29 protein-coding genes and 1 tRNA gene are annotated in these 21,791 nt (G+C 70.4%); 12 read left to right on the top strand and 18 right to left on the bottom strand.

The window, feature by feature from the left end; genetic code table 11:
- Nucleotides 1–29: 29 nt before the first annotated feature.
- The 3 genes from C1I97_RS01675 to C1I97_RS01665 form a co-directional block, all read right to left on the bottom strand.
- Nucleotides 30–761, bottom strand: a complete 732-nt coding sequence (locus C1I97_RS01675; RefSeq protein ID WP_111001441.1) for a nucleotidyltransferase family protein — start codon at nt 759–761, stop codon at nt 30–32.
- A gap of 100 nt (nt 762–861) precedes the next feature.
- A complete protein-coding gene (locus tag C1I97_RS01670) occupies nt 862–1,317 on the bottom strand; it encodes a hypothetical protein (protein ID WP_111001426.1) in 456 nt (151 codons plus the stop codon).
- A 241-nt stretch (nt 1,318–1,558) separates the two neighbouring features.
- Nucleotides 1,559–2,698, bottom strand: a complete 1,140-nt coding sequence (locus C1I97_RS01665; protein WP_111001425.1) for an ABC transporter ATP-binding protein — start codon at nt 2,696–2,698, stop codon at nt 1,559–1,561.
- 455 nt (nt 2,699–3,153) lie between these two features.
- Here C1I97_RS01665 and C1I97_RS01660 point away from each other — a divergent pair.
- Nucleotides 3,154–3,230: transfer RNA gene (locus tag C1I97_RS01660), tRNA-Thr, on the top strand.
- 84 nt (nt 3,231–3,314) lie between these two features.
- Here C1I97_RS01660 and C1I97_RS01655 read toward each other — a convergent pair.
- Both C1I97_RS01655 and C1I97_RS01650 read right to left on the bottom strand, forming a co-directional pair.
- Nucleotides 3,315–4,628: a tyrosine-type recombinase/integrase gene (locus C1I97_RS01655; protein WP_258382371.1), complete on the bottom strand. Its 1,314-nt coding sequence runs from the start codon at nt 4,626–4,628 to the stop codon at nt 3,315–3,317.
- Nucleotides 4,625–5,308: a hypothetical protein gene (locus C1I97_RS01650; protein ID WP_146608135.1), complete on the bottom strand. Its 684-nt coding sequence runs from the start codon at nt 5,306–5,308 to the stop codon at nt 4,625–4,627. The genes C1I97_RS01655 and C1I97_RS01650 overlap by 4 nt, the downstream gene beginning before the upstream one ends.
- A 31-nt stretch (nt 5,309–5,339) precedes the next feature.
- Here C1I97_RS01650 and C1I97_RS01645 point away from each other — a divergent pair, with 31 nt between their 5' ends.
- The 8 genes from C1I97_RS01645 (at nt 5,340) to C1I97_RS01605 (ending at nt 10,990) form a co-directional block, all read left to right on the top strand.
- Nucleotides 5,340–5,549, top strand: coding sequence for a helix-turn-helix domain-containing protein (locus C1I97_RS01645; protein WP_111001423.1), 210 nt, complete (start codon nt 5,340–5,342; stop codon nt 5,547–5,549).
- Nucleotides 5,550–5,620: 71 nt separating this feature from the next.
- The gene (locus tag C1I97_RS01640; RefSeq protein ID WP_111001422.1) at nt 5,621–5,857 is read left to right on the top strand and encodes a hypothetical protein; all 237 of its coding nucleotides are present in this window, start codon (nt 5,621–5,623) and stop codon (nt 5,855–5,857) included.
- Between the two features lie 5 nt (nt 5,858–5,862).
- Nucleotides 5,863–6,699 (top strand): bifunctional DNA primase/polymerase, encoded by an 837-nt coding sequence (locus C1I97_RS01635; protein WP_258382376.1) that lies wholly within the window; start codon nt 5,863–5,865, stop codon nt 6,697–6,699.
- Nucleotides 6,696–8,525: an ATP-binding protein gene (locus C1I97_RS01630; RefSeq protein WP_220040768.1), complete on the top strand. Its 1,830-nt coding sequence runs from the start codon at nt 6,696–6,698 to the stop codon at nt 8,523–8,525. Before C1I97_RS01635 ends, C1I97_RS01630 begins: the two co-directional genes overlap by 4 nt.
- A 234-nt stretch (nt 8,526–8,759) precedes the next feature.
- Nucleotides 8,760–9,227, top strand: coding sequence for a hypothetical protein (locus tag C1I97_RS01620; RefSeq protein ID WP_146608134.1), 468 nt, complete (start codon nt 8,760–8,762; stop codon nt 9,225–9,227).
- Nucleotides 9,224–9,466, top strand: a complete 243-nt coding sequence (locus C1I97_RS01615; RefSeq protein ID WP_111001418.1) for a hypothetical protein — start codon at nt 9,224–9,226, stop codon at nt 9,464–9,466. The genes C1I97_RS01620 and C1I97_RS01615 overlap by 4 nt, the downstream gene beginning before the upstream one ends.
- A gap of 88 nt (nt 9,467–9,554) precedes the next feature.
- The gene (locus tag C1I97_RS01610; protein ID WP_111001417.1) at nt 9,555–10,196 is read left to right on the top strand and encodes a hypothetical protein; all 642 of its coding nucleotides are present in this window, start codon (nt 9,555–9,557) and stop codon (nt 10,194–10,196) included.
- Nucleotides 10,197–10,681: 485 nt separating this feature from the next.
- On the top strand, nt 10,682–10,990 hold the full coding sequence (locus C1I97_RS01605; protein WP_146608133.1) for a hypothetical protein: 309 nt from the start codon (nt 10,682–10,684) through the stop codon (nt 10,988–10,990).
- A gap of 80 nt (nt 10,991–11,070) precedes the next feature.
- Here C1I97_RS01605 and C1I97_RS01600 read toward each other — a convergent pair whose 3' ends face one another.
- Nucleotides 11,071–11,460, bottom strand: coding sequence for a DUF6415 family natural product biosynthesis protein (locus C1I97_RS01600; protein ID WP_111001415.1), 390 nt, complete (start codon nt 11,458–11,460; stop codon nt 11,071–11,073).
- A gap of 148 nt (nt 11,461–11,608) precedes the next feature.
- Between C1I97_RS01600 and C1I97_RS01595 the strand changes: the two genes are divergently transcribed.
- Nucleotides 11,609–11,857 carry a GntR family transcriptional regulator gene (locus C1I97_RS01595; protein WP_111001414.1) on the top strand — a complete coding sequence of 83 codons (249 nt, stop codon included), beginning with the start codon at nt 11,609–11,611 and terminating at the stop codon, nt 11,855–11,857.
- 124 nt (nt 11,858–11,981) lie between these two features.
- Here C1I97_RS01595 and C1I97_RS01590 read toward each other — a convergent pair whose 3' ends face one another.
- From C1I97_RS01590 to C1I97_RS01560, 11 genes are all read right to left on the bottom strand, one after another.
- Nucleotides 11,982–14,186, bottom strand: coding sequence for an FtsK/SpoIIIE domain-containing protein (locus C1I97_RS01590; RefSeq protein ID WP_111001413.1), 2,205 nt, complete (start codon nt 14,184–14,186; stop codon nt 11,982–11,984).
- A gap of 87 nt (nt 14,187–14,273) precedes the next feature.
- On the bottom strand, nt 14,274–14,450 hold the full coding sequence (locus tag C1I97_RS39565; RefSeq protein WP_181446517.1) for a DUF6257 family protein: 177 nt from the start codon (nt 14,448–14,450) through the stop codon (nt 14,274–14,276).
- 2 nt (nt 14,451–14,452) lie between these two features.
- On the bottom strand, nt 14,453–14,794 hold the full coding sequence (locus C1I97_RS01585; protein ID WP_258382370.1) for a hypothetical protein: 342 nt from the start codon (nt 14,792–14,794) through the stop codon (nt 14,453–14,455).
- Nucleotides 14,791–14,964, bottom strand: coding sequence for a hypothetical protein (locus C1I97_RS39560; protein ID WP_181446516.1), 174 nt, complete (start codon nt 14,962–14,964; stop codon nt 14,791–14,793). Before C1I97_RS39560 ends, C1I97_RS01585 begins: the two co-directional genes overlap by 4 nt.
- Nucleotides 14,961–16,010: a hypothetical protein gene (locus tag C1I97_RS01580; protein ID WP_181446515.1), complete on the bottom strand. Its 1,050-nt coding sequence runs from the start codon at nt 16,008–16,010 to the stop codon at nt 14,961–14,963. Before C1I97_RS01580 ends, C1I97_RS39560 begins: the two co-directional genes overlap by 4 nt.
- Entirely contained in the window at nt 16,007–16,177 is a 171-nt protein-coding gene (locus C1I97_RS39555; protein WP_181446514.1) for a hypothetical protein, read from the bottom strand. Before C1I97_RS39555 ends, C1I97_RS01580 begins: the two co-directional genes overlap by 4 nt.
- Nucleotides 16,174–16,368 carry a hypothetical protein gene (locus C1I97_RS01575; protein WP_111001412.1) on the bottom strand — a complete coding sequence of 65 codons (195 nt, stop codon included), beginning with the start codon at nt 16,366–16,368 and terminating at the stop codon, nt 16,174–16,176. Before C1I97_RS01575 ends, C1I97_RS39555 begins: the two co-directional genes overlap by 4 nt.
- The gene (locus tag C1I97_RS01570) at nt 16,365–16,748 is read right to left on the bottom strand and encodes a DUF6907 domain-containing protein (RefSeq protein WP_111001411.1); all 384 of its coding nucleotides are present in this window, start codon (nt 16,746–16,748) and stop codon (nt 16,365–16,367) included. Before C1I97_RS01570 ends, C1I97_RS01575 begins: the two co-directional genes overlap by 4 nt.
- Nucleotides 16,745–16,906, bottom strand: coding sequence for a hypothetical protein (locus C1I97_RS39550; RefSeq protein WP_181446513.1), 162 nt, complete (start codon nt 16,904–16,906; stop codon nt 16,745–16,747). The genes C1I97_RS01570 and C1I97_RS39550 overlap by 4 nt, the downstream gene beginning before the upstream one ends.
- Nucleotides 16,903–17,256: a hypothetical protein gene (locus C1I97_RS01565; RefSeq protein WP_111001410.1), complete on the bottom strand. Its 354-nt coding sequence runs from the start codon at nt 17,254–17,256 to the stop codon at nt 16,903–16,905. The genes C1I97_RS39550 and C1I97_RS01565 overlap by 4 nt, the downstream gene beginning before the upstream one ends.
- 112 nt (nt 17,257–17,368) lie before the next feature.
- Nucleotides 17,369–17,833, bottom strand: a complete 465-nt coding sequence (locus tag C1I97_RS01560; protein WP_111001409.1) for a hypothetical protein — start codon at nt 17,831–17,833, stop codon at nt 17,369–17,371.
- Nucleotides 17,834–18,074: 241 nt separating this feature from the next.
- On the opposite strand from C1I97_RS01560, the gene C1I97_RS01555 reads away from it, so the two are divergent.
- Nucleotides 18,075–18,293 carry a hypothetical protein gene (locus C1I97_RS01555; RefSeq protein WP_111001408.1) on the top strand — a complete coding sequence of 73 codons (219 nt, stop codon included), beginning with the start codon at nt 18,075–18,077 and terminating at the stop codon, nt 18,291–18,293.
- A gap of 571 nt (nt 18,294–18,864) precedes the next feature.
- Nucleotides 18,865–21,123, top strand: a complete 2,259-nt coding sequence (locus tag C1I97_RS01550) for a SpoIIE family protein phosphatase (protein WP_146608132.1) — start codon at nt 18,865–18,867, stop codon at nt 21,121–21,123.
- Nucleotides 21,124–21,257: 134 nt separating this feature from the next.
- On the opposite strand, the gene C1I97_RS01545 is transcribed toward C1I97_RS01550, so the two are convergent.
- Nucleotides 21,258–21,791 (bottom strand): aromatic-ring hydroxylase C-terminal domain-containing protein (locus C1I97_RS01545; protein WP_441349075.1); only part of this gene is annotated, 534 nt, incomplete at its 5' end.

Below are 21,791 nucleotides of genomic sequence, written 5' to 3'. Positions count from 1 at the left end.
GCGGTGGGCCGGGATGCGGTGGGCCGGGCTCACCTGCCCAGCGCCGCCAGCTCCTTCGCGGCCTCCGTGAGGTCCTTCGCGGTGTCGATGGCACGCCAGTACGCGCCCTGCGGAATCGGGAAGCCGGCCAGTCGGCGTTCACGGGCCAGACGCGGGAACGTGGTGCGCTCGTGGTCGCCGCGCTCCGGGAGCAGGGCGGCGAACCCGGGCGAGAAGACGTAGACACCCGCGTTGATCTCGAAGGTCGACGGAGGGGCCTCGATGAAGTCCGTGATGTGCCCGAAGCCGTCCGTCTGCACGGCCCCCCAGGGAAGCCGCGGGCGGGCCAGCGCGAGCGTGGCGACCGCGTCGCGCTCGGTGTGGAAGTCGGCCATGTCGCGCAGCGAGAACCGGGTCCAGATGTCGCCGTTGGTGGCGTACCAGGGCCTGTCCGGGTGAGGGAGGTGCGCGGCGGCGAACTTCAGGCCGCCGCCCCGGCCCAGGGGCTCGGCCTCCACGACGGTGGTGACGTGGACCGGCAGGTCCGCCGACTTCAGCCACTTCTGCAGGACCTCGGCGAGGTGGCCGCAGGAGACCACCACGTCCGTCACACCCTCCTCGGCGAGCCAGGCGAGCTGGTGACCGATGATCGGGGTGCCCGTGCCGGGGATCTCGACCATCGGCTTGGGCCGGTCGTCGGTGTAAGGGCGCAGCCGTGACCCCTGGCCTCCGGCCAGGATCACGGCTTGAGTGGGGCGGGACGCCGTATTCGGATGGGTCATGCCCGAACTGTACGTGCCGCCCCCGCTCGGGCCGGGGGGCCGTCCGGCGCCGGCCGGGCCGGTCACACCCGGCCCGGCCGCGCTCGGCCCCTTGGGGCCGTCAGTTGTGCGCGGACTGGACGCCGGAGGCGAAGGACGTGTCGCAGACCGGGCGGGCGTAGGACTGGGCGCGGGCGGGGCCGTAGATGTTCACGGCGGCGCGGCCCAGGGTGCGGGCGATGGAGGCGCAGTGCCCGGCCAGGGACGGGCGGCCGTTGACCGCCTGCTGGAGGTGGGTGAGGACGACGCCCGGGTCCCTGTCCTGAAGCTCGGTCAGCAACTGGTCGCGCAGCACGTCCTGCGGGGCGCGGGAGCGGGCGTGCGCCGGGGCTCCGGCCGCCACCGCGTCCGACGCGGTGAGCATCGAGTGGGAGGGGCTCCCCGACCAGTTGACCCGGGTGACCGCGAGGGTCCCGGAGAGCACCAGGACGACGGGCAGGACAAGGGCGAGTGAGCGGCCGATCCGATGAACGGGGCCCCGGCCGCGTCGCGTGGGGTGGGTGGTGGAGTGCTTCACGCCAGGCAGAGTAGCCGCTGGTAATGATTTGGCGACATTTAGTCACCTCTTCGAGGGATGGCTCACCCCGCCTCCTCTGGCGACGAGTTGACGCACACTGCTCGAAATGTCCCGTCCGCCAAGGAATTGTGGGGCATGGGAAAGGGCCCCGCGGCAGGCGGCGGGGCCCTTTCCGTCAATCCGGGTGAATCACCCGGAAGTGTCCCGAGGTTTCAGCCCTGAGGCTTTACTCGCGAAGGCGTCAGTCCGACAGGCGCTCACCCGTCGAGGTCGAGAACACGTGCGTCTCGCCCGGCCGCGGCACGACGTGCAGCGTGGAGCCCTTCTCCGGGACGGCACGGCTGTTGACGCGGACGACGAGGTCCTTGTTCTCACCGCCGACCTCGACGCTGCCGTAGACGTAGCCGTCGGCGCCGGTCTCCTCGACCACGTTCACGGAGACGGCGAGGCCGGCCGGGGCGTCCTCGGTGTCCTTCGACAGCGAGGCGGCCGCACCGCCGCCGCCCAGCTCGACCACGTCGAAGTGCTCGGGCCGGACGCCCACCGTCACCGTACGGTCGCCCTTGTCGGCGGCGGCCTTCAGCGCCTCGCGGTTGACCGGCACCACGCTGTTGCCGAACTTCACACCGCCGTCGGTGATCGGCACCTCGATCAGGTTCATCGCCGGGGAGCCGATGAAGCCGGCCACGAAGAGGTTGGCGGGCTTGTCGTACATGTTGCGCGGCGAGTCGACCTGTTGCAGCAGACCGTCCTTGAGCACCGCCACGCGGTCGCCCATCGTCATGGCCTCGACCTGGTCGTGGGTGACGTAGACGGTGGTGATGCCGAGCCGGCGCTGCAGCGAGGCGATCTGCGTACGGGTGGACACGCGGAGCTTGGCGTCCAGGTTGGACAGCGGCTCGTCCATGAGGAAGACCTGCGGCTCACGCACGATCGCGCGGCCCATGGCGACACGCTGACGCTGACCGCCGGAGAGCGCCTTCGGCTTGCGGTCCAGGTACTCGGTCAGGTCGAGGATTTTCGCGGCCTCCTCGACCTTCTGCCGGATCTCCGCCTTGTTCACGCCGGCGATCTTCAGCGCGAAGCCCATGTTGTCGGCGACCGTCATGTGCGGGTACAGCGCGTAGTTCTGGAACACCATGGCGATGTCCCGGTCCTTCGGCGGCAGATGGGTGACGTCGCGGTCACCGATCCGGATGACCCCGGCGTTGACGTCCTCGAGCCCCGCGAGCATCCGCAGCGAGGTGGACTTGCCGCAACCGGACGGGCCGACCAGGACGAGGAACTCGCCGTCCTCGATGTCGATCTCCAGCGCGTCGACGGCGGGCTTCTCGGAACCCGGGTAGATCCGGGTCGCCTTGTCGAACTGAACAGTGGCCATGGCGAATGGGCCCCCTTCTACCGGCAGGAACGTGCCGGACGATCCGTTGTAGGAAGGTGGTTGCCACTACGGGTGATTCCGTTGTGGTGGTGGTGTAGTCCACACAGGTGAACTGGCACAGGACGGTACCCGGCGCCCACCTCTTCTGTCAGTAGCCCAGGCCACGCGAACTCCGCGGAAATTTTCGGCGTGGCCGAGCACCGCACTTTTGACCTCACTTCAGGGCTTCCCGCTTCATCGCCCAGTGCCGACCACACACAGCCCTGCTGAGCTGCGCATGCCCGGTCTGACACGGGCTCCACCTTCGGAACGGCACGCCGGACCGATCAACGAACAGACGTACGAATGGTTGCGCACGGTTTCTGTGGCGCGCGAGCCGTGGAACTTCGTGGCCGGGCGAAACGCGCTCTGTGTACAGTGGAGCAGCCCTTCGCGTACGGCGTGTAGTGGGCGATGCCTCCTTAGCTCAGCTGGCCAGAGCAACGCACTTGTAATGCGTAGGTCGTCGGTTCGAATCCGACAGGGGGCTCCACCTCTGACCTGCGGTTTCTTCCCGGAAGCCGCAGGTCTTTTTGATCTCCAGTTGCACAACCAGTTGCATTCGACCGCTTAACGATCACCCCCACAGGGCCGCTCCCATCTTCACGGCAGCGTCCTCCGCGAGCGGCGAACCGACGTGGGTGTACCGCTGCGTCACGCGCAACTGCGAGTGCCCGAGCAGCTCCATGACGACCCGGAGTCCAACCCCGTTCTCCGTGAGGAGCGTCCCCGCCGTGTGGCGGCCGTCGTGCACGCGCTTCGCCTCGAGGCCCGCAGCCTTCAAGATGTCCTGCCACTCCTCCCAATCCCGCCGCGGATCGATCGGCCGGCCGTTGGGCTGAGCGAACACCAAGTCGTGGTCCTCCCACACGTCGGCCGCCGCCAGGCGCTCCCGCTTCTGCGCGGTGCGCTGCGCCTTCAGCAGGGGGATAAGGGGCGGCGGAATCGGCGCCGTGCGCTTGTTGCGGCCCTTCGGCGCCCGGAAGACCAGACCGCCATCCTTGCGCTCCGGGCACGCCTTCTCATGCCCCGTACAGTCCTTCGGGCAGGGCTTCGGGCAGCCGCGCTTGTAGCTCTTGTGCGCGGTGCAGTTCTTCCGGCACGCCTTCCGGTGGTGCTTCTCGCCGCAGGCGTGCGGATCCTCGCAGCCGTGCCGCCACTTCAGCCGCTGCAGCTGCCACCAGACCTTCATCACGCCCTCATCGAGGTCGAGGTACGTCCAGCGCAGCCCCAGCGCCTCCCCCTGTCGCAGCCCCATCGCAAGGGCCACGGACCACCGGGAGCCGTTGCGTCGCTGCTCAGCCTCGACAAGCACCGCGCGGGCTTCATCACGGGTGAGCGGCTCGATCTCGATCTCTTCGGCCGATGGCGCGTCCAGCAGGGTCGCCACATTCCGGCTGATGATCTCCCGCTGCATCGCCACCTTCAGCGCGCGAGAGATGATCCGGTGCACCTTCAGCACGGTCGAGCTGGCGAGGGGCCGGCGCAGCAGGTCGAGGTACAGCTTGTCGAGGTGTTCGGCGGCGAGCCGGTCGATGCGGTGCTTCCCGATGCCGGGGACGATGTACAGCTGCGCCTTGCTGCGGTAGTCGTCCAGCGTCCGCGGGGCCATCGAGCCGTCCTCGACCTTCCGAGCGCACACGGTGTTCAGGAAGGTATCCATCCACTGCTCGACGGTCGGCGGCCGGCCTGCCTTGCGGACCTTGCCCGCGGCCCGCTGCTTCTCCAGCGCTTTGACCTTCTCCCGCACTTCCGCCTCGGTCGCGGCCATGCGGTGGCGCCGGTCCGGGCGGCCGTCCGGCTTCGTACCGACCGTGACCCAGCCGTGCCACTTCCCGTCGGACTCAGAGAAGTAGATCGACGACTCCCCATTGCCACGTCGATTGCTCATCCCGCCTGCCCCCTTCGTGCGGGAGGAAGGAACTCCCGCTTCCTGGCTTCGCTGACCCAGCGATGGACGGTTCGCACCGGGGCGCCCGACAGCTCTGCGATGCCAGGGGCCGGCGCTCTCTTGGCGGAGACGAACCAGCGGTAAGCCTCCGCGACATCCTGCAGGAACTCGTCAGTGATGCGGCCCTCGGGCGCCTGAATCATCGGAAGGGGAGTTGCGGGGTCGGATGGGTCGTCAGAGATCACGGTCTTGCCGTAAGGGATCGTGCCGCCAAGGTTGCCGTACTGATCTGCCGTCTCCGTGAAGTACTGCTCTAGCGAGTCCAGCGTCGGCGCTTCGGCGCCTCCGGGCTTCGTTAGCACCTGGTGCACACCGGGCAGTGAGGCATGAATGCCGATTTCGGCGAACGGGACTCGGCGCCACGAGCGGCCGCTGATTGCTTCGTCGGACTTCACCACCACCGCATGCGGGTCAAGGCGCTGCGCGTCGTTGGGCCCGGCGGGACGGAACTGCAGGTAGACGACCATCCCGCCTGTCTCTGCGGCCCTGACCCAGCCGCCTGGCCGGTACGAGAGTTGCCAGTCTCCAAAGCGATACATGCGGGCATGGTCGCACTGTGCCATGCGGTGCGCAAGTGACACCACGTACTTGCGCGCACCGCGCTGGACGGCTACGTTCATGCGTAAGTGACCCGCTTACGCAGGAGGGGTTGTGGGCAGCACGCTCATTCCGAAGATCAATCTGTCTATCCCTGAAACCGTCAGTGCCTCTGGCATCGGCCGGACGACTCTCTTCGCTCTGATCAAGACGGGAGAGCTCCAGAGCATCAAGATCGGCTCCCGCCGGTACATCCCGGTCGCTGCGCTGAACGAGTACCTGGAGCGTCTGCGTGAAGAGCAGAACGGGGGCGCCGCGGCATGAGCCACACCGCAGAAACGGCCCGGAGGGAAGCCGGGCCGTTTCAGAAAGACTCCGCGGCGGGCGGTAAGTCCGTGCCCACCGTAGCGCAGACGCCTGACCAGGCGCAGCAGCCGGGCCTGTTCCCCGGCGACGACGCCTTGCCCGTCGCCCGTCCCGTACCCATGCAGACGTCCGGCCGGCTGGAGTTCGCAGCCCGCTGCCCCGAGTGCCGCGCCTGGCACCGACACGTGTCGCTCGGCGTCAAGGACGCGCCCTGCGGAGCCACCTACCGGCTCGAGACCAAGGGCCACCGGCAGGAGGCGGCGTGACGAACATGCTCGACTCCGCCCTGCTCCTGGCGGACAAGGACTTTCACCTCTTCCCCGCCGACCACCCGGGCCTGCCCCAGTGCGCAGGGCGGGCACGCGGCCACGACCCCGCCACCTGCACCGACCGCGGCAAGCACCCTGCCGTGGCCTTCACCCGCAACCACTCCACCGACCGCGCCAAACTGGCCTACTGGTTCCACACTCAGCAGCACAACATCGGCATCGCCGTGGGCGCCTGCCGCGGGCCTGCAGGTGAGCGGCTGCTGGTCGTCGACTCCGATCGGCCCGGGGCGATTGAGGACACAGCGGCAGCGCTCGGTCGCAAGTGGCTGCCCACCATGCGAGTCACCACGGCAAAGGGCTACCACGATTACTTGTGGGCCCCCCGCACGATGAAGCTGGGCAACGGCCTCGGCTCCCTGCGGGGGCGGTTCGACGGCGACGTGCGCGCCGGCAACGCCTACGTCATCGGCCCCGGCTCCGTTCACGCCACCGGCGTCATCTACGAACTCGTCGACCCCGAGCAGCAGCCGGCGCCCGCGCCCGCATGGCTGTTGACCGCGCTGCAGGCCGCGCCCGAGCGCCCCACAGCCGTACCCGCGCAAGGACCGCGCAAGGCGTCCGGGCGGCTCACCCCACTGGTGCGGTTCGTCCTCGAGTCCCAGCCCAAGCAGCGGAACAACCGCCTGTACTGGGCCGCTTGCCGCGCGTTCGAGCAGATGACGGCCGCTCCCCCCAACATCGCTTCCGCCCTGCTCGACGCTGCCACACACATCGGTCTGTCCGAAGCAGAGGCCCGCCAGACCATCACGTCCGCCTACCGATCGAGGGCCGCCCGGTGAACGACCAGAACACAACCGACCAGGCCCGCGCCATCCTGCAGGACAACGGCATCGACGAGCCCGAGAGCAAGGGGCGCGGCCCCTCGCAGGCGTCGCAGCTCGCGGCCCTCGCCCGCGAACGGTACGACCTGTTCATGTCCGAGGACGGCCGGCCCTACGCGGTCGCCAAGGACGGCCCGATGACCGTCTTCGCGCTGCGGGGCAAGGCAGGGCTGCGCTCCCGGCTCAGCCGCGAGTTCACCGACGCCAACGGTGGTTCCGTCCCGTCTCAGTCGGCGCTCGCGGACGCCATGACCGTGCTGGAGGGCGTGGCCGCAGATGCCGAGCCGCGGCAGCTGCACCTGCGGGTGGCACGGCACGAGGAACGCATCGTGGTCGACCTCGCCACGCCGGAAGGGCGCTGCGTCACGATCGGCCCCGATGGATGGCAGCGTGAGCCGACCTCTCCCGTCCTGTTCCGCAGGTCCGGCGCCATGAAGCCGTTGCCCGAACCGATCCGCGAAGGTGACGGCCTGACCAAGCTGCAAGACCTGCTCAACACCGACGAGGAAGGCTTCCATCTGCTGGTCGCCTGGCTGGTCGCCTGCTTCATCCCGGACCTGCCGCACCCGATCCTCACGTTCCGTGGGGAGCAGGGCACCGGCAAGTCCTACGCGGCGAAGATGGTCATCGGCCTTGTCGACCCGTCCGGCGCTCCCAAGCGCACGGCGCCGCGGGACATCAAGGCGTGGGCAACGCAGGCGTTCAACTCGTGGGCCCTGTGCCTCGACAACGTCTCGATCATCCCCGACTGGCTGTCCGACGCACTGTGCCGGGCCGTGACCGGGGACGGCATCGTCGACCGCGCGCTGTACACCGACGATGACGTCGTCGTGCTGGAGTTCCGCCGTGTGCTGGCCATGACCACGATCGATGCGGGGGCCCTCGCGGGCGACCTCGCCGAACGCCTGGTGACGATCGAGCTGCACACCATCCCCGACGCCAAACGGCGCGAGGAAGGGGAGATGGACCAGGCATACGCCGATGCGCACGCCTCAATCCTGGCCAGCCTGTTCGACCTGCTCGCCAAGGTTCTGAAGGTTCTCCCGGACGTCGTACTGACGGAACGCCCCCGCATGGCCGACTTCGCCCGCATCCTCGCCGCGGTCGACCAAGTCATGGAGTGGAAGACCATGGAGAGCTACAAGGCCAGCGCCCGCGACGCGGTGGCCGACGTCCTCGACGGCGAGCCGTTCGCGCAAGCCGTGGTCGCCCTGGTCGACAAGGCCGGCCCGGAAGGACTGTCCCTCACCACACAGCAGATCCTCGACACGGTGGCCACCCCGGACAAACTGCCGAAGAAGTGGCCCAAGGACTCCACACGGGCCGGCGGCCAGCTCAAGCGGCTCGCCCCGGCTCTGCGCACCATCGGGATCGAGGTCGACGACTCCCAGCGCGGCCCGGCGCCGAAGCGGCAGCGGCTGTACAAGCTGACGGCAACAGCAGAGAGAAGGTCCGCCACAGCGTCCACAGCGTCCAGCGGCGACGAAAAAGGCGCGGTGACCAGCGGAAACGGGGTGGACGCTGGCATGGACGCTGTAGCGTCCACCCCTGCTCCCGGCATGGACGCTGTGGACGCTGGCATGGACGCTGCCCTGTTCTCAGCGTCCACCCCTCGCACCCGCTCTGACCAGCGTGTTTCCGGAGTGATGGACGCTAGGGACGCTATGGACGCTGAAATGCGCCCACTCTCCAATGACGCCTACCCGAAGTGCGCCGGCTGCGGCTTCCCGTTCGAACCCCTCGAGCCCGGACAGGCCACACACCCCGGATGCGATGCCGCATGACCTCCCACGTCGACCAGGCCGTAGCCGCCCGGATAGCCGCCGCCCGACGCAAGCGCGAACAGCAGCGCCAGCAGCGCGCAGAACTCGCCGAAGCACGCGAACACGGGCTCGCCGCGCGGCACGCCGCAAAACTCCAGCGCGGCCAGATCGACCCCCCGGATACGCGGCGTGACTCCGGCCGGATGTGTACCAGTACAACCCCCTGCACGCGCGAGGGAGAAGAGGAGGTGCCCAGTGTCTCCAGCCGTCCCCATCCCCGAGGACAAGCGGGATGAGGTGCTGCGCCTGGCCCGGGAGGGCGTGGCGCGTAACGAGATCACCCGGCAGACCGGGGTGTCCACCGCATCCGTGACGCGGATCTGCGCGGACGAGGGCGTGACGTTCGATCGGTCGGCGACCGAGGCCGCGGTGAAGGCCCGGGTCGTCGACATGAAGGCGACCAGGGTCGGGCTGGCCGGGGCGCTGCTCGACGACGTGCAGACGGCCCGCGCCCGCATGCACGCCTCGGAGGACAACCGGGCGTTCCTCGACGGCGCCCGTGCCATCGCGGGCCTGGTCGGCGCACACGTCCGGGTGGCCGGGTTCGACAAGGACGACTCGTCGGGCGTGGACGCGGCCCGCTCGATGCTCGGCCGGCTGGCCACGGCGATCGGCGTAGCGGTGTCCGAGGACGCCTCGGAGACGGACGGGGAGGCGCCGTGAGCAGCGACGCTCAGCGGGTCCTCGCGGTGCTCGCGCTGGCCGCGGAATCCCCGCAAGCCGATATCGAGGGGTTCATCGACCCGCTCGACGTGGACGAGTTGGTGCTGCTGGTCGTCGGGTTGGCGGACGTGGCCCTGTCGTACATGACCCCGAACCCCCAGGACCCTGCGGAACGCGCGGCCCTCGCTGCCCGCCTGCGGGCTCGTCTGGCGGTGAGGGTCGCCCGGGACGGGCCGTAGCCCAGGCAACGCCCCACAGCGCCAGGGCGCCCGTTCTGGCGGACAGACCGGCGGTCGCACGGCCGCCTCATCTAGAAGGAGATCAGACATGACCGCAACGCAGGTGCTGGAGCTGTCCGAGGCGCAGCGGGAACTCGCCGATGCGCGACGTGAGAAGACGCAGCTGGACGAGCGGATCGCGGCCCTCGAGGCGCAGGTGCGGGCCGGTGACGAGCAGGCAGCTGAGCAGCAGCTGGTCGAGCAGTACGCGCAGCAGCGCCTCGCGCAGTTGCGGCAGGAGGCTGCGGAGCAGCGGGTTCGGGAGGCGGCGGCCGCGGAGCTGGGGCAGAAGCGGCGGGAGGCGGAGGCCGCAGCGCAGGCCGACCTCGAGGCGCTGGGGATGCCGGCGCTGGCGGAAGCGCTCGAGGACGCGGTGCGCGCCCTGGATCGGCTCCAGCGGCTCGGGGATGCCCGGCAGCACGCCATCGTGAAGCACGCGAAGGCGTTCGTCGAGCTGGAGATGCGCGACCGGATCGTGCACAAGGATGGTGGCTGGATCGTGTTCGAGGCCGGCGGGGTCAAGTTCGACACCAATCAGGACCACTGCCAGGGCGCCAACCTGGTCAAGCTGGCGACGGGCGAACTGGATCGGCGCAGGCAGAGCGCCCGGCAGATCGAGCAGGGCTATGGCCCGCTGGAGCCGTTCCCGCACCCCGTGACTCGCTACATCGACGCGCAGAAGAACGACTAGCGCCTGTACCTTCGAATCAATGGTGAGTGACGTATGTGGCCAATGATTTGAAGGCGTGGGCTAGGGCAGGCTGGCCGGGTGCTGGGCATGGGGTGGCCGACCGCGCCCACTGCCCCTCGCCGGGAGGCGCGGGCACACGAGAGGCCCCCAGGCTTGGCGCGACCTGGGGGCCTCCCTCGTGGGCCCGCTCGCCCTCGAGGAGTCACGGGGTGCGAGGACGAGCGGGAGTCTGGGGCGCGGCACAGTCGGGGCAGGCGTAGACCTCGACGTCGAGGACGTGAGCGCCCTCCTGCCTCGCGCGATACCCGCGCTCAATTTCGGTGTTGTGTGCCCCTCGCCCCGGCTGGGCAGGCACCATGCGCCTTATGAGACGGATACGCATGGGTTGGGCCGGGGCTTGTGTGGTGGCCGCGGCGTTAGTGCTGTCGGGATGCGGAGGCGGCTCGGACAGGCCGGATGGGAAGGCGACGGTGACGGTGACCGCGATGCCTTCGGAGTCGGCGCCGACGGTGGAGCCGCGGGATGCGTTGGCGGAGTATCAGCGGGCGACGTACTCCGGGTGCGGGGACGACTGCCAGGAGTTCATGGAGCGGAAGCTGGACGCGGCCGTGGCGGTCAAGGAGGCGATGGAGGCGAAGGATCCGTCGCTGTACGCGGTGCCGATCGGGTATGTGGCGCAGGCGGAGCGTGAGGCGGACCGCTATGGGCGGGACACGATCGGGGTGAACATGCTGCCGGTGTCGGCGCCGATCCAGCGGATGGTGGCGTGGTTCCGGGAGCATCCGGAGGGCTGAAACGCGAAAGGCCCCCGTCCTCGAGGACCAAGGCGGGGGCCGTCGTCGTGCTACAGGCGCGCCTGGGGGCCTCCCGCTGCCTACTGGTCAGATGGGACGCCGCTCAGGTTCTCGTAGTGGTCGGCGAGCGCGGCCACCGAGCGGGCCAGGCGCTGCGCGTGCGCGATGCCAGCGGGCAGGGTGCGGCCCGGCTCGAGGTTGAGCCGCATACGGGCCTCGCCGATGCAGGCCAGGGCGCAGGCCCGCGGCGCATCGTCCTTCGGCAGTCGGCCCGTGGCCTTCTCCACCACGGGGATCATCAGCATGATGTGCCCGCGTAGCTGCAGCGTGAGCGTGTCCAGCTCTTCCGGGCTGGGCGGTTCGGCGTCGTCGGCGAGCAGCCGGCGCACGGTGGCGCGCATCGTGGTGATGTCCGGCGGCAGCTGGTCGTCCTCTGCCGTGGCGGACGGGCGGGCGGTACCGTGCGTCATTGTCGACTCCTTCGCAGTCGGCCACGCCCCCGGACCACTTGCCTGGTCGCGGGGGTCTTCCCTGTCTCGACGCTACTCCGCCTGTCACCTCCTGTCAGATGACGTCACATGACGAGAAGCATCGTCGTATGGCTCCTACGGTCGATTTATGACCCTCGACCTCGACGGGCCCGAGCCTCTGTACGAACAGATCGCTGCGGTGCTCGCTGCCCGGATCGCGGACGGCACCTATCCGCCGCGTCGGCGCATCCCGTCCGAGGCGCAGATCGTGGACGAGTTCGGGGTGTCCCGACCGACCGCGCGGGCGGCCGTGCAGGTGCTCGTCGAGCGCGGCCTGGTCCAGACGGTGCGCGGCAAGGGCTCCTTCGTGGTCGACAACCCACCAGCCAACCCCTGAGAACGCGAAAAGGCCCCCGTCCGCGGTGTTCGGACGGGGGCCCTCTGTACCCCTCTACGGGCACTACTTCGCAGGTGGGGGCCCTCTACCAGGGTCACTACCGGGGTAGCGGGGCCCCTCTACATCAGGCGCCCTCCGGGGTGTCGCCGGAAGGGGTGTCTGTAGCGGGCTCCGTAGAGGGGGAGCCCTCTACCCGTCGTGCGGACAGCAGCAGCTCGGCGGGCACGGCGGCCTCGAGGTCGGCCCTGCGGTAGCCGGCGCGGTTGACGCCTGCGACCTTGACTTGCTTGGTGGTGCGGTCGACGCCCGCGGCCTCGAGTTCGGCGGCCAGCTGCTCCGCGTCCCAGTCGCCGTAGCGGTCCTCGTCGAGGTTCACGAGCCGGTCGAGCAGGTCGACGGTGTGCATCCGGTCGGTGTGCCGCATGGCGTCGAGGCAGTCGGACAGGACGGGGGCGATGCTGACGCCGGCCTGGTCGGCTGCGGCGGTGACGTCGCCGGCCGCGTCTCCGGTGAGCTGTCCGTGCTTGACGCGCAGGGCGCGGCCTCGCTGGCACAGCTCGGAGAATGCCGGGCCGTCGAGGAAGTCGGCCCGCACGGTCACGAACGATGCCGGGCCGGTGACCAGGACGCCGGTGCCCTTGTGGTCCTCGGACAGCACGGAGGCGTCCGCGCCCTGGGCGGCCTTTCCCTTGCCCAGCACCATGTCACTGGACGTCTGGTCGACGACCTGCGTCGAATACCGCAGGGTGATGATCTCCCGCAGCTTCGTCGGCACGCTCTCGGCATCCGGGCGCTGCGAGGCGTAGTTGCTGACGAACCCGGCGGCGGGGCCGCGGCGAGCGATCCTGCAGAGGTCGTTGATGACCTGCTCGCGGTCGTCCTTCTCCATCGCGGTGAAGTATTCCTGCAGCTCATCGATGGTCACGAAGATGACGGGCAGGTTGTACTTCTCCACGATCGCCGGAGTCAGCTTGCCCTCGGGGCACACGCTCACGGGCAGGCCGCGCAGCAGGACGAAGCGGCGCTCCATCTCCGCCAGGAGCTCCTTCAGCATCGCCTTCAGCGCCTCCACGGCGTCGTCCTCGGCGCCCATGACCAGGCGGTGCGCGACCGCCTTCATCGGCATCCAGTCGGCGCCGCCCTTGCCGTCGGCGACGTAGTGCCGCACGTAGGGGTCCAGCAGGCCGGCCGCGGTCATCAGGCGCTGCGTGAACGTCTTGCCCCGCCTGGGGAGGCCGCCGAAGAACAGGCTCTGCCACATGATCGGCAGGGTGATCCGGTTGCCGCGGGCGTCCTGCCCGAAGGGGATCGGGTCCCACACGCTGAAGGTCTCCAGCTTCTCCAGCGGCGACTTCACCGGCTCGCCCAGGTACGGGTCATCGTCGGCAACCCACAGCGACACCCGCCCGGCGTGGCCGCCGCCGGCCGCCCGGACGCGGGAGGCAATCACCTGGATCTCGTCGACGCCCAGCTCGGCGGCGATCGCCGTGCGCTTGGCCAGCACGTCAGCGGCCGTCTTGCCGCCACCGCGGGGCAGGTCGAACACGACGGCCCAGCCGCGGCCGTCCCGCACCGGGCCCATCACGCAGGTCACGCGCGGGCCCTCGTCGTCGCCCTTGCCCGTCTTGAGCAGGCCGACCGCGCGCAACGCGTCGTTGAGCTGCTGCGCGGACATGTCCACCCGCAGCGGCGGCGTCGGGTTGTCGAGCAGCTGCGCGTCCTCGCCGCGCCCCAGGTAGGCCAGCGGCACCATAGCGGCCGTGGCCATGCCGAGCTGCAGCGGCAGCGGGGCCAGCGACCAGCCGACCGCGGCGGCGGCGACCGCCGTAGCGGCGGCACCCCAGCGCCAGCGGCGGGCGACGGTGCGCTCCCGGTGCAGCAGCGCGTACCGCAGTGCCGCCTCGACGTCTTCGGGCTTGGCCTTCACATGCGCGCGCAGCGCCTTCACGGCCGCTGTGCGGTCCGAGGCGACCAGGGTGGGCCACAGGCCGCGCACGGCACGCCACAGGCCCTTCGTGGCCAGCCACGCCATGCGCAGCGCGTACTTCGGCACCCGCAGCGCGTGGTAGCGGGAGTGCCACAGGCAGAGCCGTCCCAGGGCGGTGGTGTTCGCGGTGAGGGACTGCCAGGACCGGGCCCACGGCGGGAGGATCGGCACGTCCGGGACGGTGAGCCAGTCGGCGAGCGGGTTGTCCGGGCGGTCGACCGCTTCCACCTCGGCGGGCTGCGGCTCGGCGTCCGGGACGGCCGGCGGTTCGGGCGCGAACTTCAGCAGCGATACCTGCGGCTTGTCGTGCCCGTTGACGGCGCCGATCAGGGTTTCGGTCATGATGGGTTTCTCCTGTCGTCTGTGAGGCGGTCAGGGGGCCCGGGGCGGCCGGCTGCTTTGGTCGGTGACGGCCGCCCCGGGGCGCAGCTACTGCTGCTGCTTGCGGCGGCGGGCGGCGTCCTCGATGCGCTCGATACGGCGCTGCAGGTCGCGCAGGTCGACGCGGTCACCCGCAAGTCCGCGCTTGGCCATCCGCGCGGTGAGGACGGCGATACGGGCCTTCTCTCCGGCGGTGAAGTCGCGGAACGTGATGTCGTCGGGCATGGTCACTTCCTCTTCTGGATGTCCGCCCACAGGGAGCGGAGGATGAGCAGGCAGCCGGTGGCGCAGGTGGCACCGATGGCGATGGCGACCATGGCGACGGCGAACGCCATGGCCAGGGCGCAGGCGACGCAACCGCCGACGATCGCGAGGCCGCCGATCGTCCACCACTTCTTCGCGTTGAACTCCTGCGCCTGGTGGTGGTGCTGGCAGGCCGGCGCCTGCTGCTGCGCCTGCGCGGTCTTGGCCAGCTCGACGGCGGCGAGCGCCAGCTGCACGGCGACGGTGTTCGTCTCGGCCTCCGTGACGGCGGCCTCCGCCTTGGCGAGCGGGTTCAGCTCGGTCACCGCGCCCACCCCCCAACGCGCGGCAGGTGCGGGCGGACGACGAGGCCGGCGGCGAACGCGAGGATGACCGGCTGGCAGACGAGGGTGACGAGCGCGGCGGGCAGCGCGGTCGGGAGGCCGAACAGCAGCCACAGCACGGCGAGGACGGCACCGAACAGGATCGGCTTCATGACCGGTCACCTCCGACGACCTCGCGTCGCAGCTCGGTTGCCTCACGGCGCGACAAGCCGAGCTCGTCCTGCAGCGTCTTGATGGTCACCGGACGGTTCGTCGACTTGACCGCCTGCCGGTGCAGCTTGCGGGCCTCACGGCGCAGCTCGGACGGAGTGCGCACGATCGGCTCGGTGACCACCTGCCGGGCCGTCTCAGCCGGTACCGCAGCGGCCACCGGAGGACGCTTCCCGGGGCCGACCGCCTCCCACATGAACGGCGACGCGGTCAGCGTGGCCCGGGCCGGGATGACCACCTCGGCAGGCTCCAGCACGGGCAGCGCCTGGTCGTCGTCGACCCGCTCCACGGTCACCTCGTCGGTCACCTCGTCGACCTCCGGGACGACCGGGGCGGGCGCCACGGTGAGCATGTCGAGCAGAGCCGCGTCCGCGCCCTCGGTCAGCCGCTCCCGCTGCACGTCGACCAGGCCGGCGCCCAGCTCGGCATCCCCCACGCCGACGCGCTTGGCCAGCCGCCACGCGGCCCGCTGCGACCGCTTCCGCTTCCGCGCATCCGGGTGGTTCGCCGCACGGGCGCGGTGGTAGGCGAGCCGCTGCAGCGTCTCCGCGTTCCGGCTCTGCACCTCCATATCCACCCCGGTACGGAAGACGACGACCCTGCGGGCCAGCAGCCCCAGGCCCTCAGCCGCCGCGGACATGGCCATGGGGGTCATGGCGTACACGACCGCCTCGGTGACGTCGTCGGCGACGACTACGCCCGTCACGGCCGCGGCGAGCGGCGCCAGCCACAGACCGGCCCGCACGGGTGCCGGCGACGACTGGCCCAGCATGGTCAGCCCGACCATGACCAGGGCGAGAACGAGGGTCACGCCCTCCCCGGCGGCGACCACGCCCAGCGCGGTAGCCGCACGGCCGAACTCGGCCGCGATGTTCGTAAAGGTGCCCCAGCCGCCCAGGCCGCCGAAGGCGACCATCGGCACGGCGGCCAGGACGAGGACGGCGCACTGCCCGCGGGTCAGCTCCCGCCGGATCGTGGTGCTGGTCATCGGCCCGCCTCCGCGTGCTGGTGGGCGCAGCGGTCGCGCCAGTTCAGGTGCTGGGGGCAGGTACGCCGCTCGTCAAGCGGCACGTTCCAGACGGCCTCGACGTGCAGCTTTCGCAGCAGCTCGTCGGAGACGTCCGCGGGGATACGGGCCAGGGTCGTGGTGCTCATTCGCCCACCTCCGGGGCAGCGGCGCGCACGGCACGGTGCGCGCAGAGGTTGACGCCGTGCCTGTCGCCCGCACGGTTCGCGGCGAGCAGGTCGGCGAGGATGACGTGAATCGGGGGAAGGGGCCGGGCCTCCCGGGAGACCGCCGCGATGGCGGCCTCCTCGGTCGGCCGGCGCACCAGGGCGACACTCACCGGACGTCGCCCCGCAGCCGGATCGCCTCGGCGGCCAGCAGCTCCAGCCGCTCGGCGGCCTTCCGCAGACCGGCCGCCACGTGCGCGATGTCCTCCGCCGGGAAGCTGTGCTGCACGTACAGCTCGACGTCGACGAGGGGGAACAGCTCGGAGAACGGCGCCCACGAGATCCGGGAGGACAGCAGCGGCACCAGGCCGTGAGCCTCCGTCTCCGCCGCCGCCTTCACCCGCACCGAGGCGTGGGTGACGTCGTTGCGGCCGATACCGGCGCCGACCTGCCAGCCGTGACCGATACACCACGGCGGGCAGTCGAACGTCACCGGCCCGTGGTCGATCGTCTCCAGCGTGACCGTGCAGGGCGGGAAAGGCGGCCTGCTCACTCCGCCACCCCCTCGTCGAGCATCTCCAGCAGCTGCTCCAGGGCGACCTCGAGGCGGCCGATCTTCCGGGCCATCGCCAGGTCGTCGCTCAGGTCCGCCGGGGCGGACAGCTCCTTGCGAGCCGCCCGCACCCGGTAGTCCTCGTGGTGCTCGCTCACGCCGACCGCCCGTCGCGGACGCGGCGCAGCGCCTCGTCCATGTCGGCGTCCGAGTCGCCGCTGTCGGCGCGGGCGGTGACGAACGGGGCCGGCAGCTTGGGCAGGTCGACGTCGAAGACCTGGGCGAGCAGGTAGCGGGCCACGGTGTCGTGCTCCAGCTCGCTGCGCTCGGTCGGCATCGACAGGATGAGCTCGCCGTTCTTCCGCTGGACGACCGCGCCGAAGAACTCGGCGTCCGGGATGCTCGAGTCGAAGATGTCGACGTGCAGCTCGTCGAGGAGCTGGGGCAGCGGGGTGTCGAGTATCTGCGCCGCGGACGGCTTGACGGAGGGCGCTACGGTGTTCTGCACGGTCTTTCTCCCTGGTGTGTAGGGGTTCGGCCTAGGCCCCGGCGGGTGTTGCGAGCACCTGCCGGGGCCGTCCGCTTGTGCGGCGGCCGTAGAGCTGTGGTGTTGGGGTCGCTCAGGCGGCGACGGAGAGGGCGGGCTCGACGGCCTCGACCTTCAGCGACGGGGCGCACGGCTTCATCGGGACCGGGCCCAGGCCGTGGGCCTTGAACAGGCGGGTGATCTCCGCCAGGTCCGGGGTCTGCCGGGACGACGGGGTGCGGAAGACGCGCCAGGCGCCGTACACGCCGGCCGGGAGCCGGTCCAAGACCTTCTTCGCGGCGCGCTTGCCGCGGTCGGCGCGGCGGGCCTGGTCGGCGGCGCGCTCGTACTCGGCGGCGGCGGCCTCGATCGCCTCGGTCTCGGGCATCTCGTCGGCCTCGTACAGGCCGGCCGGGTCCGGGGCCTCGACGACCGGCTCGACCGCGGCCGGCTCGGCGGGGGCCAGGGAGCGGACGGCGTCGGCGGCCGTCTCGATGAGGGTTCCGATCAGACCGCGCACGGTGCGGGCGGTCCGGGGGGCCGTGAGAAGGTTGAGCATCGGTTCTCCCTGTTGCTGCAGGTGGTTCCGTAGGCCCTCGGTCGGTGTTACCAGCACCGCCGGGGGCTGTTCTGTTGGTCCATCTCGGGCCAACACCTGAAGAGTAGGGAACATCGTGTTCCCTTGTCAACCGCTTTGAGCTAGGCAAAGTGGCGCATGGTCGGTAACCTCATGTTCCATGAGGCTCATCGAACCTGCCACGCCCACAGCGGCCATCGCCGACGATGGAACACTGTGTGCCATGGATAAGCGCTCCCTCCAGCACATCGCCGGCCGCTTCAGGGAAGCCGAGCAACGGGCCGAGATCCTTCGCCAGGAACTGGCCGAGGCGATCCGCCAGGCCGACACGGACGGACTGGCTCAGAAGGACATCTGCGAGGTGACGGGGTACACCCGCCAGCAGGTACGCCGGATCGTCAACGCCGGTACGGAGCGGAAGGGCCCAGCCGAGGCGGTGTGACCCCCGAGCGCGACGAAGCCCCCAGCCGGACAGCTGGGGGCTTCTCTGTGCCTGAACCGCTCGAGGTGTGGGTGCCGCTGACCTATCGGCCACCCGTGCGCCGCGTCCGGATGTGCGGCCGCTCGCTTGGCGGCGGGGACTGGTCGGCAGTTGCAGTCTCAGTTGCGATTCGCGGTCGACCGGGGCAGTTCGGGAGGGTGCGAAACCCTATTTGACCTGCGAATACGAACCGCTGCGACCCGTCACGGACGATGATCCCGGAAACTTGTAATGCGTAGGTCGTCGGTTCGAATCCGACAGGGGGCTCGGGAGTGGCCAGGTCAGGGAGTCTCTGACCTGGCCTTTTCTATTGTGCGGGACATGAGGCATCCCCCGGCGGAGGTCGCCGGCGTGGCCGTCCGGCGTGCTTTTGGAGGCGGGCAAAGGTGGCTTTCCGGTAAGAACGTCCGGGCATCGGTGGAAGCCGTGCGGACGTGTGCGAGATCTTTGGAAGACCTGGCGGTCTCGGGCGAGGGTCCTGTGCCGTGGACCCGAGCGGGGTGTGTACTCGCACAGCAGGAGCGGAGGGACGATGGCCGAGCTCCGTAAGGCGGGTATCCCGCCGGACCCTGCCGAGGTGTTGCGTGACCCCTCACGGCTGGCCGCGGTGGAGGCCGTCCGCGCGGTCGACGAGCTGACCGAGGAGGCCTTCGCCCGGTCCGTGAGCCTGGCCGTCAGGTTGCTGGACACCGGCATGGCGCTGATCGGTCTGGCCGGGGCGGACCGGCAGTTCGTCCGGGGCGGGACCGGTACGGCCGTACCGGGGCATGGGGAGCAGGAGCGGCTCGGCTGGGGTTTCTGCTCCGAGGTGGTGGCGTCGGGTCGGCCGCTGGTCATCGATGACGTCCGGGGCGACTCCGCGCACTGGGCCGAGCTCGCGGTCGCGGCCACCGGCATGCGCGCGTACCTGGGTGTACCGCTGTTTCTGGGGGAGTTGCCGATCGGCGTGCTGTGCGTCATCGACACCAGGCCGCGGCGGTGGGATCCGGAGGAGGAGCGTGCCCTGGAGCAACTGGGTGCCTCGGTGATGAGCGAGGTCCGGTTGCGGCTGGACGCGGCCGAACGCGGTCGGCTCTACGAGCGGGCCGCGGCCGCCGTGGTGGCCGAGCGCAGGCGTTCCCGGCAGTTGCGGGACCTGGCCCGGGCCAGTCTGCGGATCAATGCCGCGCCGTCGTTGGATTATGCCCTTCAGACGGTCACCGAGGAGGCCAGAGCGCTGGTGGGCACGCACCAGTCGGTCACCAGCATGACCATGAATCTCCGCTGGGCCCAGGCGATCAACGCGGTCTCGCTGTCGGACAAGTACGCCGAGTACCGCTTCTTCGACGCGCCCCCGGTCGGCGAGGGGATCTATGTCCTGGTGTGCAGGGACAACCGGCCGATGCGGATGACCCAGGACCAGCTGGAAGCCCATCCGGCCTGGCGGGGATTCGGTTCCTATGCCGTGGCGCATCCGCCGATGCGTGGTTGGCTGGCCGTCCCGCTGATCGCCTCCGACGGTCGCAACCTGGGCCTGGTCCAGCTCTCGGACAAGGAGGACGGCAGCGACTTCACGGCGGACGACGAGGCGATCCTCGTGCAGCTCGCCCAGCTGGCCTCCGCGAGCATCGAGAGGGCCGCGGTGCTGGAGAGCCAGTACGAGATCGCTCGTACGCTGCAGAGCAGTCTGCTGCCGCAGCAGTTGCCCGAGCACTCGGCGGTGTCGGCGGCCTCGCGGTATCTGCCTGCGGCGCCCCGTGCCGGGGTGGGTGGCGACTGGTTCGACGTGATCGAGCTCTCCGGTGCCCGGGTCGCGCTGGTGGTCGGGGACGTGGTCGGGCACGGTATCCACGCCGCCGCCGCCATGGGCAGGCTGCGTACGGCCGTGCGTACCCTCGCCGATGTCGATCCGACCCCGGAGGAGCTGCTCACCCGGTTGGACGACCTGGTGAGCCGGCTGTCCGCGGAGTCGGGCGCCGACGGCGATGCCGGTCTGGGGTTCGGAGGTGCCGACGGTATCGGGACCACCTGTCTGTACGCGGTGTACGACCCGGTGGCCGGGCGGTGCGCCCTGGCCTGTGCCGGTCATCCGGCGCCCGTCCTCGTGGCTCCGGACGGCAGTGCCGGTTTTCTCGATCTGCCGGTCGGGCCACCGCTCGGTGTGGGGGGTGTGCCGTTCGAGACGGTGGAGGTGGAGGTGGAGGAGGGCAGTCTGCTCGCCTTCTACACCGATGGCCTGGTCGAGTCCAGGCAGCGCGGTCTGGACGTGGGGATGGAGGAACTGCGCCAGGCGCTGTCCGAGCCGTGCGACTCGCTGGAGACGTTGTGTGACGACGTGCTCAAGTCGCTGTTGTCCGAGCCTCCGGCCGATGATGCCGCGCTGCTGCTGGTCCGGCCGCATGGTCTGGACAAGGCGCGGGTCGCCACCTGGGACGTTCCCGCGGATCCGGCCGAGGTGGCCCGGATCCGTGCCCGGGCCGCCCGCATGCTGGCGGCGTGGGGTCTTGAGGAGATCGGTTTCGTGACCGAACTGGTGGTGAGTGAGCTGGTCACCAACGCCATCCGGTACGGCCGGCCCCCGATCCAGCTGCGGCTCATCTACGACCGGACGGTCATCTGCGAGGTCTCCGACGCCAGCGGCACCGCTCCGCATCTGCGCCGGGCCCGGGTCTTCGACGAGGGTGGACGCGGCCTGCTGCTGGTCGCCCAGCTCACTCAGCGCTGGGGCACCCGTCACGCCCGTGAGGGCAAGATCATCTGGTGCGAGCAGGTTCTGCCCGAGGCGGGCCGGCTGCCCGATGCGCAGCGGTAGCGTCGGCTGTCGCGGTCCGGGTGAGGGGTTTCGTGCCGGGGCCGCGCTGTGCCCGCGGCCGCGCCACCCGCACCGCGTGGTGCGGGTGGCCTTGTGTTTCCGGGACGTGTTTCGGGACGTGCTTTCGGGGCCGGTCAGGGTGTCCTGAGCACGGTCCGTACGACCTGGCGCAGCGTTGCCTCGGCGTCCGGTACGGCGCCTGCCGCTCGCCAGGCCACGAAGCCGTCCGGGCGGACGAGTACCGCGCCGTCGGGCGTCGTGCCGTGGGTGCGGGCCCAGTCGGGGGGTGTGCCGGCCTCGTCGGCCTGCGGGGCGTAGGTCAGCTCGGTGCCGATGCGGTACGAGTCCAGGCGTACGCCGTCGGTCTCGGCGATGCGCTGCGCCGCCGTGTGCCAGTCCGCCGTCGACCGGGTGTCGCTCAGCAGGACCAGGGAGCGTTCGTACAGGTCGAGGGTCGAGATGCGTTCGCCTGCACGCTGTACCCACATGTGGGGGGCGCGGGTGCCCGGATCGCCGGTGAGGCGCAGGGTGTCGGGGACGACTTCCTGGTCGGGGTCGGTGCCCAGTACGGCGCCTTGGGGATAGCGGTAGCCGAGGACGACGTTGAGGATGCCGCCGCGTTTGGCGCCGCCGACGCCGGGGGCGGGGGCGAAGCCGGGGTGGCTGTG

The sequence above is a fragment of the Streptomyces sp. NTH33 genome (assembly GCF_003236365.1).
In the GTDB taxonomy this organism is placed as follows: Bacteria; Actinomycetota; Actinomycetes; order Streptomycetales; family Streptomycetaceae; genus Streptomyces.
The sequence above is the reverse complement of the archived record's forward strand: the minus strand, read 5'-3'. Positions and strand labels throughout refer to the sequence as shown.

What these genes read in the sequence shown, in the direction of transcription:
- C1I97_RS01675 (WP_111001441.1), bottom strand. Translation starts at nt 761, where the DNA reads ATGACCCATCCGAATACGGCGTCCCGCCCCACTCAAGCCGTGATCCTG.
- C1I97_RS01665 (WP_111001425.1), bottom strand. Translation starts at nt 2,698, where the DNA reads ATGGCCACTGTTCAGTTCGACAAGGCGACCCGGATCTACCCGGGTTCC.
- C1I97_RS01655 (WP_258382371.1), bottom strand. Translation starts at nt 4,628, where the DNA reads ATGAGCAATCGACGTGGCAATGGGGAGTCGTCGATCTACTTCTCTGAG.
- C1I97_RS01650 (WP_146608135.1), bottom strand. Translation starts at nt 5,308, where the DNA reads ATGAACGTAGCCGTCCAGCGCGGTGCGCGCAAGTACGTGGTGTCACTT.
- C1I97_RS01635 (WP_258382376.1), top strand. Translation starts at nt 5,863, where the DNA reads ATGCTCGACTCCGCCCTGCTCCTGGCGGACAAGGACTTTCACCTCTTC.
- C1I97_RS01610 (WP_111001417.1), top strand. Translation starts at nt 9,555, where the DNA reads ATGACCGCAACGCAGGTGCTGGAGCTGTCCGAGGCGCAGCGGGAACTC.
- C1I97_RS01605 (WP_146608133.1), top strand. Translation starts at nt 10,682, where the DNA reads ATGCCTTCGGAGTCGGCGCCGACGGTGGAGCCGCGGGATGCGTTGGCG.
- C1I97_RS01600 (WP_111001415.1), bottom strand. Translation starts at nt 11,460, where the DNA reads ATGACGCACGGTACCGCCCGCCCGTCCGCCACGGCAGAGGACGACCAG.
- C1I97_RS01595 (WP_111001414.1), top strand. Translation starts at nt 11,609, where the DNA reads ATGACCCTCGACCTCGACGGGCCCGAGCCTCTGTACGAACAGATCGCT.
- C1I97_RS01590 (WP_111001413.1), bottom strand. Translation starts at nt 14,186, where the DNA reads ATGACCGAAACCCTGATCGGCGCCGTCAACGGGCACGACAAGCCGCAG.
- C1I97_RS39565 (WP_181446517.1), bottom strand. Translation starts at nt 14,450, where the DNA reads ATGCCCGACGACATCACGTTCCGCGACTTCACCGCCGGAGAGAAGGCC.
- C1I97_RS39560 (WP_181446516.1), bottom strand. Translation starts at nt 14,964, where the DNA reads ATGAAGCCGATCCTGTTCGGTGCCGTCCTCGCCGTGCTGTGGCTGCTG.
- C1I97_RS01580 (WP_181446515.1), bottom strand. Translation starts at nt 16,010, where the DNA reads ATGACCAGCACCACGATCCGGCGGGAGCTGACCCGCGGGCAGTGCGCC.
- C1I97_RS39555 (WP_181446514.1), bottom strand. Translation starts at nt 16,177, where the DNA reads ATGAGCACCACGACCCTGGCCCGTATCCCCGCGGACGTCTCCGACGAG.
- C1I97_RS01560 (WP_111001409.1), bottom strand. Translation starts at nt 17,833, where the DNA reads ATGCTCAACCTTCTCACGGCCCCCCGGACCGCCCGCACCGTGCGCGGT.
- C1I97_RS01555 (WP_111001408.1), top strand. Translation starts at nt 18,075, where the DNA reads ATGGATAAGCGCTCCCTCCAGCACATCGCCGGCCGCTTCAGGGAAGCC.
- C1I97_RS01550 (WP_146608132.1), top strand. Translation starts at nt 18,865, where the DNA reads ATGGCCGAGCTCCGTAAGGCGGGTATCCCGCCGGACCCTGCCGAGGTG.